This window comes from Arthrobacter sp. D3-18 (genome assembly GCF_054408525.1).
The window spans coordinates 3,362,750-3,375,855 of the sequence record NZ_CP096440.1; the positions used below are offsets into that span (position 1 = coordinate 3,362,750).

Genomic DNA, 13,106 nt, shown 5'->3' on the forward strand with positions numbered 1-13,106 from the left:
AATGATGCTCCTATTGCTGTCGGGCTAGGTACGGACAAGGTTCGCCCACGGTGAACTTCTCCTCGATCACCTTGAGCAATGATCGGGAGTTGAGGCAGAGCAGGTAAATCAACAATCCACAGACAAACACGATCAGCCAGGCCGTGGTCATCATCAAAACGAATGCGGTGACAAAGAGGATCCCGGCATTCCCGAACGACACCCTCCTCTGCGCGGCCAGACTGTAGAGGGACAATCGGTATACGTCCCTCACGCGGAAGGTGAAGCGGGACAGGAGGAGCATCGCGTTGATGGCGGCGGCGCCGACCATGAGCGCGAACCCCACCAGTCCTATTCGTGCAGCGATCTGCGCAGGATCGGCCACTCCTCCAGGCAGCACAGCAAGGTTCAACGCGATTATGCCCAGCAACAGCAAGTACGGCAGCCACACCACTAGTGCTTGGCCGAAGTTTCGCCGATACGACCTGAGAAAGTCGTGGAAAACTCCGCTGTCCTCGCCTGCCAGGAGCCTGTTGAAGGCGTAGCACGAAGCCACAACAGAGGGCCCAAGCAGCACAAAGCCCAGCAGTGCTGAAATACCACTTAGCCCGAGCAGCAGAGGAAGGAGAACCACCAACACGTTGGCCAGCACCAGCAAAGCGCTGCCCACCATTACTCCGTACGCCGTGCCTGCCGCTTTGAAGAGCGGCCCGGAGCCGTATTCAGCCTTCTTCGCTGCCACCTGTAACTACTTCTTGTCCGCGTAAGCCTTGTAGGCCTTGTTCGCCAGGTCGACGTACTTGGTCTGGCCCTTGCTGTCTAATTCCTTCACGTAGGCGTCGAACTCGCTGAGGTTGCGCTGCCCCGTAATGAACTTCAGCGTGTTCTGTTTGACGTGGTCCTTGAGCGGGGTGAGCGCCAACGTGGCTTGTTCGCGGTCGACATCGTTGAACGGCACCGGAGGTGCAACCGGGCGCGGCTTCTTGGACTTCATGGCCTTCTGGAAGGCGAGTTCTTCGTCATTGAACGTGGAGTGCAGCAGCTCCGTGGCGCCTCCGTAGGCGAAGTTGCCACCTGCGAACCCATAGTCCACCCGCAGGTCCTTGGTGCCGGCTGGGTTGAGCCCTTGGAAGTTGATGTCGGCCGCAAGTTGTCGCTTGCCGCCTGACTTGGTGAACGTAGTTCCTTCCACACCCCACTTACTGAATTCCTGACCGGCGTCGCTGTAGAACAACCAGTCGATGTATTGGATGAGCGCCACAAAGCTGTCTTTGTCCTTCACGGACGAGTTCAGCATGAGGCCGTTCTCCAGCCGGGTCCCGCCGATGATGTCTCCTGCGGGACCTCCGGGAACCGTTATTTTGCCGATCTCGAAGTTGCCTTTCCCCACGGACTGCTCCATTGAGGTGCGGTAGGTGATGACGTTCTGCGAATTGGCACTGATCACAAAGGACTTGCCGGACACAAACTTCTGAATGGCAGCATCGTCGGTCTGCGTAAAGCTCTCGGGGTCCATCAATCCTTCGGAAACCAAAGAGTTGAAGTAGGTCACCACTTCCTTGAACTCGCCCGTGCCGGCTGCGAAGCCGAACTCCTTCTTGTCTTCATCAAACTGCAGCCCATCCACCAGTCCCCACCCGGCAACAGTTCCAAAGGAAGGGGCGGCAACATTGAGGACGCAGTCGCCTTTGAAGCGGTCCGAAAAGGGCACGACGTCGGGATAAGACTTCTTGAGCGACCGCAGCACTTCGCGGAATTCGTCCCAGGTGGTGGGCTCGGAAAGCCCTTCCTTCTTCAGGATGTCCTTTCGGAAGCAAAGCGAGTAGTCCGGCCACAGTTCCTCGTGCAGGCCTGGAAGGACGTAGTACTTACCGTCTTCCTGAGTGAGTGCTTCAATCTCGGGCTCGAGCTTCCATTTCTTCACCTTCTCCTGAAAGTGCGGCATCAGGTCCACGTAGTCACTGACTGGCAGCACCGCACCGGCGGAAACAAACGCTGCTTCCTGCCCGGGGTATGTTTTCGCGATGATTTCCGGGGCACTGCCGGAGCTGATGAGCAAGCTGCGCTTCTGCTCGTAATCACTGTTGGGAACGATGGTGGGTTCCAGCGTGACGTTGTTATCGCTGGCCATCTTGGTAAACAGCAGCCAGTCCTTCTTGTATGGGTAGGTGGGCTGGTCAGAGAAAAGGAACGTGAACGTCAAAGGCACCGTCGCCTTGAAAGTGTCACCTACGCCGAAGCTGTCCATCGCACCATTGCGGGATTTGGTGGTGTCTACTTTCTCGCTGGTGTCAGAGTCGCAACTGGTCATCATCAAGCCGATGGTCACCACGGACGCAAGTCCAAGGAAGTCGCGCCTACGGAACTCTCGTGTTCGGAACTCAGGTTTGTGGATCATTGGATGTCCTTTCATAAGGGTTATTCCTTGACGGAACCGAGCATCACGCCCGAGAAGAAGTACTTCTGGACGAACGGGTAGATACAAAGGATGGGGATGACGGTCAGGACGATGGTGACCGACTGGATGTTCGCGGCGATCTGGCCGACGTTCTCCGCTGTGCCGCCGGCTGAGCCCGCTGTGGTGACTCCGGCGATCATGTTGCGCAGGTAGATGGTGACCGGAAAGAGATCCGGGTTGTCCAGATAGAGGAAGGCCTGGAACCAGGAATTCCAGTTGGCCACCGCGTAAAACAGCACCATGGTGGCCACGATTGCCTTGCTCAGCGGCAGGACAACCCTGAACAGAACCCCGTACTGGGTGAGCCCGTCAATGGACGCTGCTTCCTCCAACTCACGGGGCATGTTCTCGAAGAACGACTTCATAATGAGCAGGTTGAAGACGCTGATGGCGTTCGGCAGCACCACGGCCCAGATGGTGTCCCGCATACCAAGCGAACTGATGAGCACATAGTTGGGAATGAGTCCGCCGTTGAAGAACATGGTGAACACTGCCAGCCCAATGAAAACGCTGCGGCCTTTGAGTTCTTTCTTGGCGATTGCGTACGCGAAGGACGTCGTCAGCACCATGGATATGGCCGTCGCTACCACCGTGTACAGCACGGTGTTCCCGTAGTTGTTCCAGAATGTGGAGTCGGCCAGGATCAGCTTGTACGTTTCGGTGTTGAACCCCATGGGGAACAGGTTGACCTGACCGGCGTTGATGAAGCCTTCGCTGGAGAATGATTGGGCAATGATGTTCAGGAACGGGTATGCCGTCAAGAACACCACGAGCAGCAGGAACACCAGGTTGAGGGCACGAAACACCCGCATGCCAACGGAGACCTTCATGTCTTTGAGGAGGACACCATCGCCGGAAGCTGCAGGCAACGTAGAGGGAGTCTTGGTCGCTGTCTTGTTCACCACAGGCTCGTTCCTGCGACGCGCTTGGAAATAGCGTTCGCTGAGAGGATCAGCGTGAGGCCAATGACGGATTCGAACATTCCGATGGCGGCCGCGTAGCTGAAGTTGCTGGATTCCAAACCCACCCGGTACAGGTAGGTGGAGATGACATCTGAGGTCGCGTAGTTGAGCGGGTTGTAGATGAGGAGGATCTTCTCGAAGCCCACCGCCATGAATGTGCCGATGTTCAGGATGAGCAGCGTGATAATCGTTGGCCTGATGGCGGGAAGGGTCACATGCCAGGTTTGCTGCCAGCGGTTGGCACCATCGATCCTTGCCGCCTCGTACAAGGACTCATCCACGCGAGTCAGGGCGGCGAGGTAGAGAATGGCGCCCCAACCCATGGTCTGCCACACTTCGGAGCTGATGTACATGGGCCGGAACCAGCCGGGATCCTGCGTGAAGTTCACGGTGGTTCCGAAGAGCGATTCCGCGATCTGGTTCACGGTTCCGGTCATGGAGAAGTTCTGCAGGATCATGCCGGCGATGATCACCACTGACATGAAGTGCGGCAGGTAGGCCACGGTTTGCACGAACTTCTTGAACTTTTGGGATCTGAGTTCGTTGAGCATCAGCGCGAAGATGATGGGCATCGGGAAGCAGAACACCAGGGTCAGGACACCCAGGATGATGGTGTTCTGAAAGGCCTGCCAGAAGCTGGGATCGTTGATGAACAGGGTGATGTATTTGAGGCCCACCCATTTCTCGCCGAAAATACTCCCACCAGGCTGAAACTGGCGGAACGCGATCACGTTTCCGGCCATCGGCAGATACCGGAAAATCAGCAAGTAAAGCAACGGCAGCGCCAACAGCGTGTATAAGCGCCAGTCGCGTTTGAATGCCAACTTCCAACTGCCGGGCTTGTCGCGCCGTTTCTTCGCCTTACCGGGCTCAGCCTTCGGGACAATTTTGGGAGGAACATCCACTCGTAGTGCCATGATTCCCCTCCTATCCTGCTGCTTCTTCGAGGATCAGGACGCCATTGGCAGGGAGCTCAACCGACCCCTGAACCGCCCGTCCGCTGATGCGGTCGGTGCCGCCGTCGAGGACATTCACACTGGACGGTGCGTCGTTGTGGTTGAGCACCATGAGGAAACTTTTGTTGGTACCGGCACGACGGCGGACCTGGACTCCCGCAGGCGTCTTCAGTTCCGGTTCGACACCGGCGGCGAGGAGTTCGTCGTCGAGGAACTGGCCAAGCAGTCCGTCGTCAACTCGTGCCGACAAGTACAGCGCGGTGCCAAGCCCAAAAGAATTGCGCGTGACAGCAGGAGTTCCTGACAAGCGACCTGATGAGTAGCTGGCCAGGACCTCCGCCGTTTCGGTGTGCAGATGCTCAGTCCAGTAGCTCGCAGAGGAGGTCCCGCCGTCGGGTGTTGAAAGTTTTACTTGCTCACTTTCCCCCGCGAGCGGATGCATCTCCTCGCTCCATGCGCCAAGGACGTTCCTCAACGCCCCGGGGTAGCCGCCCAAGCGGATGGTGTTGTTCTGATCGACGATGCCTGAGAGGTACGAAACCACCAGCCGTCCGCCGTCGGCGACGTAGGTCTCGAAGCGCCGCGCAGCGTCGTCCGTGAGGAGATACGACGCCGGCATGATCACCAGGCTGTATCCGGAAAGGTCGCTGTTCGCGCTGACAAAATCAACGGTGATGTTGGCGTCGAAGAGTGGTCGGTAGAAGCGCAGGACTTCCTGCGCATAGTTCAGGTCGGACCGGGGAGAGTTGCCCAGCTCCAATGCCCACCAGCAGTCCCAGTCGAACACGATGGCCACCTGAGCCTTGGACCGAGTCCCGGTCAGATCCCCCAACGCCCTGAGTTCCTGGCCCAACTCACACACCTCACGGAAGATCCGGGTGTTGGGACCAGCGTGGTTCACCATGGCCGAGTGGTAGCGCTCCGTCCCGCCCTTTGCCTGCCGCCATTGGAAGAAAAGGATCGAGTCGGCGCCCTGGGCAATGGCCTGGTACGAACCCAGGCGCATCTTGCCGGGAAGCTTGGACACGTTGACGGACCATTGGCTGACCGCTCCTGTAGCTTGCTCCATCACCATCCATGGCTGGCCGTTGCGCAGCGAGCGCATGAGGTCGAAATTCAAGGCAGCAGCAATGTGCGCGTCTTTTTCGCGTGGGTCCGGGTAGATATCCAGTGCGGCGGCGTCTTCTTCAGCCGCCCAGGCCCAGTAGTCGTTGGTCTTGTAGAAGCGCATGAAGTTGGTGACGATCGGCAGGTCCGGGCTATGCCGCCGGAGAATGTCCCGCTCCGCGGTGAAGTGCTCCAGCATGCTGTCCGAGGTGAAGCGATGAAAGTCCAAGCGGCGCGAGGGGTTGGACCACGTACGGGGCTGGGCGGGGACCCGCACCTGGTTCCAATCGGAGTAGAGCTGGCCCCAAACAGCGGTGCTCCAGGCCTCGTTCAGCTCATCCAGCGACGAGTACTTCCGCTGCAGCCACTCGCGGAAAGCTTTCTCAGCCCAAGGACCGTAGGACACGGGCCCGTATTCGTTGCCAACATGCCACATGCGGAGGGCAGGATGATTGGCGTAACGCTCCCCCATCTTCTCCGCCAAAGCCAGTGACTTGGCCCGATACACAGGATGGGAAACGTCGAAGTGCTGGCGGGACCCGAAGCCGAAGATGCTGCCGTCCGCTCGTTCCGGCATCATGTCCGGGTGCTGCTCAACCAGCCATGCGGGCGGAACGGCATCGGGCGTGGCCAGGTCCACACCAATGCCATGCTCATGCATGAGGTTCATGACGTCATCCAGCCAGCCGAAGTCGAAGACACCATCACTGGTTTCCAAACGGCTCCATGAAAACACCGCCAAGGTAACCAAGTTCACTCCTGCTTGCTGCATGAGTTTGGCATCCTCGAGCCATACGTCGCAGGGCCATTGCTCGGGGTTGTAATCCCCGCCGTAGGCGATCCCGCCTAATCGTTGATGCAGTTGCTGCAGCCGCGCCTCAGCGGTCCGCGCGTCCTCAGGGTGGATGGTCATCGTTGTCCTTCACTCGGCCTTCGTCGCCCTGAACAACAGTGCGACGCACATCACAGAGAGAAACTATCGTAAACTTTACGCAATAACAACAGGTGAGTATCGGAAACTCGTGAATAACCTACAAACTGCTAAATTCGCACGTAGCCCTTGGGATATGCTGTGTTTCGGAGCAGTAGATCGCACTCGTGACGCGCGTAAAGGAACCATTGATCAAGTAAGTTTCCGATGATTTATGGAAACTATCGGAAACTGATTTCGGGGTGACTCTGCAAGCTGCCCGATCTCAGCCAGATCGCCGGAAGAGCATAGGAATCGCGGGAAGTGGACAGGATCGCTGGGCCGGACCGGCGAACTCGCAGCGATGCCGCGACCTCACTGCACGCTGGCGGGGCAGGAGCACCTGACAGAGCGGACCCCGGCCGGAAACTCATTGACACGTGACCAATTGGTCACCTATTCTGAGCCCATGGACGTAGTGTTCAAGGCCTTGGCAGACCCGACCCGCAGGGAACTCCTGGATGAGCTGTTCCGCGAGGACGGTCAGTCTGCCTCTGCCTTGGGGGCCCGGTTCGAGATGACCCGTTTCGGCATCGCCAAGCACCTCAAGTTGTTGGAGGATGCGGGCTTGGTGGTCACCCGCCGTCGGGGACGTGAAAAGCTGCACTTCCTGAATCCGGTTCCCATCCGCCTCATCCACGATCGCTGGGTGAGCAAATACGCAGAACCATGGGCCGCTGCCCTCAGCGACCTCAAATCCAGATTGGAAAGTCCCATGGAAAAGATCTTCGAAATTTACATCAAGACCACCCCGGAGCGGCTCTGGGAAGCCATCACCAATAGCGAGATCCGCAGCAAATACCAGTTCGGAAACACCTTCACCTCGGACTGGACTCCGGGCAGCCGCTTCGAGATGCACAACGTCAAGGCGGACGCGCCGCTCGGCGAGGGCGAGAACATCGAGGTGGATCCCCCACGCCGGCTCGTCCAAACCATGCGTGCCCTCTGGGGCGAGGATGTGAAGGCCGAGGGAACGTCGCGGATCACGTGGGAAATTGAGCCCGTCGGCGATTCCTGCCACCTCACTGTGACGCACGATCAGCTCCGCGAAGGTGCCAACGACCAACTGTACGGCGGCTGGCCCATGATCCTCTCGGGCCTCAAGACCTGGCTGGAAACCGGCGAAACCCTCACCACACCCGGCTCGCTCATGTACGCGTAGCTACTCGAGGACCACGGCTTAAAAGAGGACGACGACGGCGGGCCGCTTGGGCCCCGTCGTCGCCAATACCTCAGTCTTCCGCCAGTCAGGCGACCGATGCCGCCGCCTGCGCCTCAGTCAGCCAGGCCGCCTGCATGGTACCCAGGAGGTGCGGTGCGAAATCCTCACCAATTTCCATCACTACGCGGCAACGTGCACCGCGCTGCTCGGGGAATCCCGCATACAGGCCACGGAGATCGCAGACCGTCTGGCCGCGACTGGGCCCGTCGGTGGTATCCACCTGAACCCGGACAGTCGGTGCAAGCGTGAGCTCCACTCCCCTGACAGCAATGGCCGCGGAAAGGGGATCGTGCATCGCCGAGCAAGCCCGGCCGAAGATGTCCACGTAGAAGCCGAAGTAGTAGCCAAGCATTTGGCCCAGTGCCTGCGAGACCGGGTGCTCGGTGGCGAGTAGTTCCTGGCGGTGGTTTTCCTCCAGGACGTTGGTCATGGTGACATCCAACGGCACCAGCGTCACGTTCCAGTCGGCGGCCAGGACTTCCGCGGCAGCCTCGGGATCGTTGGCGATGTTGGCCTCGGCAACAGGCGTGATGTTTCCCGGAGCCAGCGCTGCGCCGCCCATGATGGTGACCTCGGCGATCAGCTCAGGTAGTTTCGGTTCCAGACGCAGCGCTTCGGCGATGTTGGTCAACGGGCCGATGGCCACAAGGCGAAGCTCCCCCGCATACTGATGCGCCAACTGGACCAGCAGTTCCGCGGCTGTGGCCTTGACGGGTTCACGGTCGGACGGGACCAGCTCTACCCCGCCGATGCCGTTATCACCATGGACGTGCGGAGCTCCGCCGTGGAACGCGCCAACCTGCGGATCGTGGGCGCCGATAGCCACGGGAATGTCCGGGTGGCCGGCCAAGTTCAGCAGGTCCAGGGTATTCCGGGCACCGCCGGCTGCACTGACGTTGCCGCTCACGGTGCCAATGCCCACGAGGTCGGCCCGCGGGGAGGCAAGGAGATAGGCCAGGGCGAGGGCGTCGTCGATGCCGGTATCGCAGTCGAGGAAGAAGGGCGCGGGCTGGGTCATGTTGGTCTCTCGTTTCAGGTGAAGCGGACTACTTGTTGTGCGGAGTGGGCTGAAGCCGCGGTGAGTTGCACGCGCAGCCGCGTGCCGGCGTCGTGCGTTAGATCTTTTCGCCTTTGGGGGCCGCGATGAACAGGCTAACGATGAAGGCAAGCGCCGTGATGGACACCGAAATCCAGAGGGCCGCCGAGTATCCGGCTGCGGTGCCCTGGCCTGCGAACGGTGCAACAATTACGACGCCGAGGCTCGCCCCGATTCCGAAGGAGGCACCGTTGATGCCCGGCAGTGCAGCCGGCGCTTCCTTTGGCGAGAGCAGCACGGACAGGCCGTTGATGGCGGTGAGGAAGAAGCCGTTGTAGAAGATGCCGAGGGCGGCGACGGCGATGAGGACTGCTACCTGGTTGTGGGCGAAAAGCGCCGCGATGATTGCGCAGGCGAGGCTGGTTGCCGTGCCAACACGGACGGTCTTGATCCAGCCGCGGCGGTCGGCAATCCAGCCGGCGAGCGGAGCTGCGAACACACCAATGAGTGCTGCGGGTGTGAGGAACAGCAGGGCGGCGACCGAAGCTGACAGTCCGAAGCCGTTTTCCTTGTCCTGGCTCAGCAAAACCACAGTGAAGTTGATGATGGCGAAGATGCCCGCGAGCGTCAGCACGGTGGTGGCGATGACCGGCCACACCTGACGTGACCGAAGGTGGTGAACGGCCACGAGAGGGGTTTCGCGCTTCTTCTCGATGAGCCAGAAAGCCGTGAAGGACGCGATGCTGCCGGCAAGCAGGCCAAGGGCCGCCGGTGAAGTCCAGCCCGCCGACGAGCCCGTGGACACGAAGTAGGTGATGAACACCAGGAACACGGACAGCGACCCCGCGCCCCACCAATCCATCCGGCCTGGAGCAACAGCTGACTTGCCGCTCGGGACCACTTTAATGACACACACGACGGCGATCGCGGCCAGTACCAGGACGGCGACAAAGATCGACTGGAAGCCAAGGGTCTCAGCCATGAGTCCGCCGAAGTAGCCATCCACGCCGCCAACCCCGCCGTTGATGGCAGCGATGATGCCGATGGATGTTCCGAAGAGTCGGGCAGGCAGGTACTCATTCAGGACGATGTAGGAGAGCGCAAAGATGGCACTGGAAACACCCTGCATGAAGCGGCCGGTGACCAGCAACGGCAGGGTGGGAGCGAAGATACACAGCACGGTCCCCGCGCCCATGATGGCAAGCACCAGGAGCAGTGCATTACGGCGTCCGATGAAGTCGCTCCAGCGGCCGATCACAGGTCCAGCGATGGCGCCGGCGAGGAAGAACATGGACTGCACTTGGGCCACGGCCTCGGGCGTTTCGCCGAAGAAGGAGCCGATGTGTGGCAGGGCCGGGGTGATCATGCTGGCGTTGAGCTGGAATGCCAGCACAGCCAGGACCAGCGTGGTGATCAGCAGCGCGGCGGCCTTGCCGTGGAAGCGGCCTTCCTCCGTGGCTGCTTCAGTTGGTGTCACCTGTGATGGGGCCGTCTGATCTAGAGCTTGGGGATCTTCAGACTGCGGCTCAACCGCGGTATTGGGGATGTTCACATCAAACTCCTTTGTCCGAGGGCGCGGGCGGCGCCACGAGATGTGAGTTGTTATACAAGCATGTATTACGAGCTTGTGCAACCTATCACAGTCATCCGGTACAGTATCCGTAACCCATCTCAAGTGAGGCACCCTTGACCGACAACGCCGTCCAGTTCCTGTCACGACCCATCGCTGCCCCACCTGGGCAGCCTTTGCGAGTCGCGGCCTACTCCCGAATCGCCGAAGCGATCCGGACCAAAATCCTGCCGCCGGGTTCCTTGCTCCCTACGGAGACTGAGCTGGGCATCATGATGGACGTCAGCCGCACCGTGATCCGGGAAGCGCTGATGTTGCTGGAAGAAGATGGCCTCACCCGGGCACGACGCGGAGTTGGTCGGTTTGTTGCCGATTCGCTCCCGCGCATCGGCATTGAACACATTCGACCGTTCGATCAGCTTCTTGGCGGAACCGACCAGGACATCCAGGTCAAACGGGTAGCCGCGATCAAGCAACCGGCTTCGGAATTCGTGGCGCCGGGCATCGGTGTCCAGCCTGACGAGGACGTGTGGTTCTGGGAAAGCGTGCTGATCCGGAACGGTGAGCCCCTGGCGCATCTCCAGGAGAACGTTGCCCAAGGAATCCCTGAGGCCGAGGCCCTGGCCGAAGCTGCAGAGGCTCCCACGCTTTCCGCGTCAACGCTCCTGGAAGTCCTCAGCGGTCTGCCCGGCACCACCCTTGGCCCCGGTGAGTGCCAGATCAGCCTGAGCACCGCCGGCCCCAGCCGCGCGAAGTTGCTGGGCCTCCGCCCCTCCGATCCCGTGCTGGTCCTCACCCAATACGTCCGCCGGAGTGGTTCTCCGTTCTATCTCGCCAAATGCCTGGTGGCTGCCAAGGCCGGGCACCTCTCCGTCATCCAGTCCTCCTGAAATCTCCCCTCCGCTAATATCCCGAAAGGGTTCTCCCATGAGCACGTCCCTGCAGTCCCCTGCGCCCAAATTGGCCTCCACGCTCACGGTTGTGGGCAGCATCAACCTCGACATCACGGCGACAGCCGACCGCCTCCCCTCGCCCGGTGAAACCGTAGGCGGAGGCGTTCTCCGCCAGCAACCCGGCGGGAAGGGCGCCAACCAGGCCGTTGCTGCGGCGCGGCTCGCCGGACGCTCCCGCATGGTGGGGGCAGTAGGCCAGGACGACGCCGGCCTCAGCCTTCTCAGCGCTATGGCGACCGCCGGCGTCGACGTCCAAGACGTTTCCCGCGCGGATGCTGCCACGGGAACCGCCCTGGTGCTGGTGGACGGTGAGGGAGAAAACCAGATAGTGGTGTGCCCCGGCGCCAACGCTTCCGTGAGCTTGGAAGGTGTTACGTTCGCTGACGACGAGGCCGTCCTCTGCCAACTCGAAGTGGACCAGGAAGTTGTGCTGGAAGCCGCGCGCCGGGCCAAGGGCTTCTTTGTCCTGAACGCTGCACCGGCAGCACCGCTCATTCCCGAGCTGCTGGAGCGCTGCGACCTGGTGATCGTGAACGAGACGGAATATGAACTGATTCCGGCCCTCCGCGACGCTCCCCTGGTTGCTGTAACCTACGGCGGCGACGGTTCGGCGATCTTCGTCGACGGCGAAAGGGCGGCTGAAGCTCCGGCAGTGCGAGTCACTGATATTGCCAACACCATCGGTGCCGGGGATGCATTCTGTGCAGCGCTGGTCCTGGCGCTCCAGTCCGGGCTTGAGTACGCGCACGCCCTCGCCGCAGCCAACACCGTTGGTGCCGACGCTGTCAGGGACAGTTCCTCTCAGCCTGCGCTGAAGCCGCTGGAGCACTACATCGAGGCATCGCGCGCTGCCATTCAGCCTGCCTGAGACAGCAGACGACCCCTCCAGCCCGGGGCGTGCTACGTTTGCTACGGAGGCTAATCATGACAACTATTCCGCACCGGGAACTGCGTAATCAGAGCAGTAAGATTCTGGAACGCGTCAAAAATGGGGAAGTCATCGACGTCACCAACAACGGCGAGGTGGCGGCAACCCTCATTCCACCGTCGGCTTCACCCTTTGAGCGTCTACTCCAAGCAGGTAGCGTCCGGCCGGCAAGCGAGACACCTGTGGACTTCACAATCTTGCCCCGCGTCAGCAGCGACATGACTACAGCCGACATCCTGGCCGATCTGCGCGGCGACAGGTGATCGTTTACGTTGACACTTCTGCGGTCATGAAGTTGGTGGTTAGCGAACAGGAGTCAGCCGCCGCTGCTGCCTACTTGGTGGAGATGGCGGCCTCCGGAGCACATCTCGTGGCTTCCATGCTGCTCTACACGGAACTGCACTGTGCGGCTCGTCGGACGAACATGGCGTTCGACGTCGTCAATTCCGTTTTGACCGGAATCAACTTGGTTGACGTAACCCGCTCAGACCTCATGTACGCAGCGGCACTCCCGGGACAGTTGAGAAGCGCGGACGCTATTCACTTGGCAGCAGCCATTCGACTTCAGACCGACAGGCTGGTCGCCTACGACCACGAGCTACTACTCGCCGCTACCGAATCAGGGCTCACCACGGTGTCGCCCGGGACCTAGCAAGGACCTAGCCCAAAATACGGAAGTCGTCGAACTCTCCGGTTGCTTCGGAAACCTCAAAGTCAACATTCGCTACCCGCCCTGGTGCTTGCGTGGAGTGGAGCCAAGAGGTGAGCTGACTGACCTCGGATGCTTCCCCCTCTGCGACCAACAGCACCGAGCCGTCGTGGTCGTTGCGGACCGTTCCCTTCAGCAGCAGCTCGTCAGCTTTACGGGCAGTCCAATAACGGAACCCGACCCCTTGGACCACTCCGGTGATTCGGGCTGTGAGGCGAAGGGCTTCATCAGTCATGGAACCACTTTAACGAGACCT

13 protein-coding genes are annotated in these 13,106 nt (G+C 60.4%); 5 read left to right on the forward strand and 8 right to left on the reverse strand.

All coding sequences use genetic code 11. The features are described from left to right. Positions 1–10: 10 nt before the first annotated feature. The 5 genes from M1D89_RS17560 to M1D89_RS17580 all read right to left on the reverse strand — a co-directional run bounded on the left by M1D89_RS17560 (position 11) and on the right by M1D89_RS17580 (position 6,375). Entirely contained in the window at positions 11–721 is a 711-nt protein-coding gene (locus M1D89_RS17560; RefSeq protein ID WP_498645452.1) for a YesL family protein, read from the reverse strand. 6 nt (positions 722–727) lie between these two features. Further along, positions 728–2,392, reverse strand: a complete 1,665-nt coding sequence (locus M1D89_RS17565; RefSeq protein WP_498645454.1) for an ABC transporter substrate-binding protein — start codon at positions 2,390–2,392, stop codon at positions 728–730. Between the two features lie 5 nt (positions 2,393–2,397). Continuing rightward, entirely contained in the window at positions 2,398–3,267 is an 870-nt protein-coding gene (locus tag M1D89_RS17570; RefSeq protein WP_498650984.1) for a carbohydrate ABC transporter permease, read from the reverse strand. A gap of 68 nt (positions 3,268–3,335) precedes the next feature. Then, positions 3,336–4,316 carry an ABC transporter permease gene (locus tag M1D89_RS17575; RefSeq protein WP_498645456.1) on the reverse strand — a complete coding sequence of 327 codons (981 nt, stop codon included), beginning with the start codon at positions 4,314–4,316 and terminating at the stop codon, positions 3,336–3,338. Positions 4,317–4,326: 10 nt separating this feature from the next. Next, entirely contained in the window at positions 4,327–6,375 is a 2,049-nt protein-coding gene (locus M1D89_RS17580; protein WP_498645458.1) for a beta-galactosidase, read from the reverse strand. Positions 6,376–6,841: 466 nt separating this feature from the next. Between M1D89_RS17580 and M1D89_RS17585 the strand changes: the two genes are divergently transcribed. Beyond that, a complete protein-coding gene (locus tag M1D89_RS17585; protein ID WP_091467577.1) occupies positions 6,842–7,594 on the forward strand; it encodes an ArsR/SmtB family transcription factor in 753 nt (250 codons plus the stop codon). A gap of 85 nt (positions 7,595–7,679) precedes the next feature. Here the strand turns inward: M1D89_RS17585 and M1D89_RS17590 are convergent, their stop codons facing one another. Together M1D89_RS17590 and M1D89_RS17595 are read right to left on the reverse strand one after the other, a co-directional pair. Beyond that, positions 7,680–8,672 carry a nucleoside hydrolase gene (locus M1D89_RS17590; RefSeq protein WP_498645461.1) on the reverse strand — a complete coding sequence of 331 codons (993 nt, stop codon included), beginning with the start codon at positions 8,670–8,672 and terminating at the stop codon, positions 7,680–7,682. A gap of 97 nt (positions 8,673–8,769) precedes the next feature. Beyond that, positions 8,770–10,242 carry an MFS transporter gene (locus M1D89_RS17595; protein WP_498645463.1) on the reverse strand — a complete coding sequence of 491 codons (1,473 nt, stop codon included), beginning with the start codon at positions 10,240–10,242 and terminating at the stop codon, positions 8,770–8,772. Positions 10,243–10,376: 134 nt separating this feature from the next. On the opposite strand from M1D89_RS17595, the gene M1D89_RS17600 reads away from it, so the two are divergent. From M1D89_RS17600 to M1D89_RS17615, 4 genes are read left to right on the forward strand one after another with little or no spacing between them, the layout of a single operon-like run. Next, a complete protein-coding gene (locus tag M1D89_RS17600; RefSeq protein ID WP_498645465.1) occupies positions 10,377–11,150 on the forward strand; it encodes a GntR family transcriptional regulator in 774 nt (257 codons plus the stop codon). A 37-nt stretch (positions 11,151–11,187) separates the two neighbouring features. Further along, a complete protein-coding gene (locus tag M1D89_RS17605) occupies positions 11,188–12,081 on the forward strand; it encodes a ribokinase (protein ID WP_498645467.1) in 894 nt (297 codons plus the stop codon). Between the two features lie 56 nt (positions 12,082–12,137). Then, on the forward strand, positions 12,138–12,404 hold the full coding sequence (locus tag M1D89_RS17610) for a type II toxin-antitoxin system Phd/YefM family antitoxin (protein WP_419200820.1): 267 nt from the start codon (positions 12,138–12,140) through the stop codon (positions 12,402–12,404). Next, a complete protein-coding gene (locus M1D89_RS17615) occupies positions 12,401–12,793 on the forward strand; it encodes a type II toxin-antitoxin system VapC family toxin (protein WP_498645470.1) in 393 nt (130 codons plus the stop codon). Before M1D89_RS17610 ends, M1D89_RS17615 begins: the two co-directional genes overlap by 4 nt. Before the next feature lie 7 nt (positions 12,794–12,800). On the opposite strand, the gene M1D89_RS17620 is transcribed toward M1D89_RS17615, so the two are convergent. Beyond that, positions 12,801–13,085 (reverse strand): acylphosphatase, encoded by a 285-nt coding sequence (locus M1D89_RS17620; protein WP_498645472.1) that lies wholly within the window; start codon positions 13,083–13,085, stop codon positions 12,801–12,803. Positions 13,086–13,106 lie beyond the last annotated feature (21 nt).

Bases quoted from the DNA above. Each gene is read 5' to 3' on its own strand.
- M1D89_RS17565 (WP_498645454.1), bottom strand. From the start codon at position 2,392: ATGAAAGGACATCCAATGATCCACAAACCTGAGTTCCGAACACGAGAG.
- M1D89_RS17570 (WP_498650984.1), bottom strand. From the start codon at position 3,267: ATGAAGGTCTCCGTTGGCATGCGGGTGTTTCGTGCCCTCAACCTGGTG.
- M1D89_RS17575 (WP_498645456.1), bottom strand. From the start codon at position 4,316: ATGGCACTACGAGTGGATGTTCCTCCCAAAATTGTCCCGAAGGCTGAG.
- M1D89_RS17580 (WP_498645458.1), bottom strand. From the start codon at position 6,375: ATGACCATCCACCCTGAGGACGCGCGGACCGCTGAGGCGCGGCTGCAG.
- M1D89_RS17585 (WP_091467577.1), top strand. From the start codon at position 6,842: ATGGACGTAGTGTTCAAGGCCTTGGCAGACCCGACCCGCAGGGAACTC.
- M1D89_RS17590 (WP_498645461.1), bottom strand. From the start codon at position 8,672: ATGACCCAGCCCGCGCCCTTCTTCCTCGACTGCGATACCGGCATCGAC.
- M1D89_RS17605 (WP_498645467.1), top strand. From the start codon at position 11,188: ATGAGCACGTCCCTGCAGTCCCCTGCGCCCAAATTGGCCTCCACGCTC.
- M1D89_RS17610 (WP_419200820.1), top strand. From the start codon at position 12,138: ATGACAACTATTCCGCACCGGGAACTGCGTAATCAGAGCAGTAAGATT.
- M1D89_RS17620 (WP_498645472.1), bottom strand. From the start codon at position 13,085: ATGACTGATGAAGCCCTTCGCCTCACAGCCCGAATCACCGGAGTGGTC.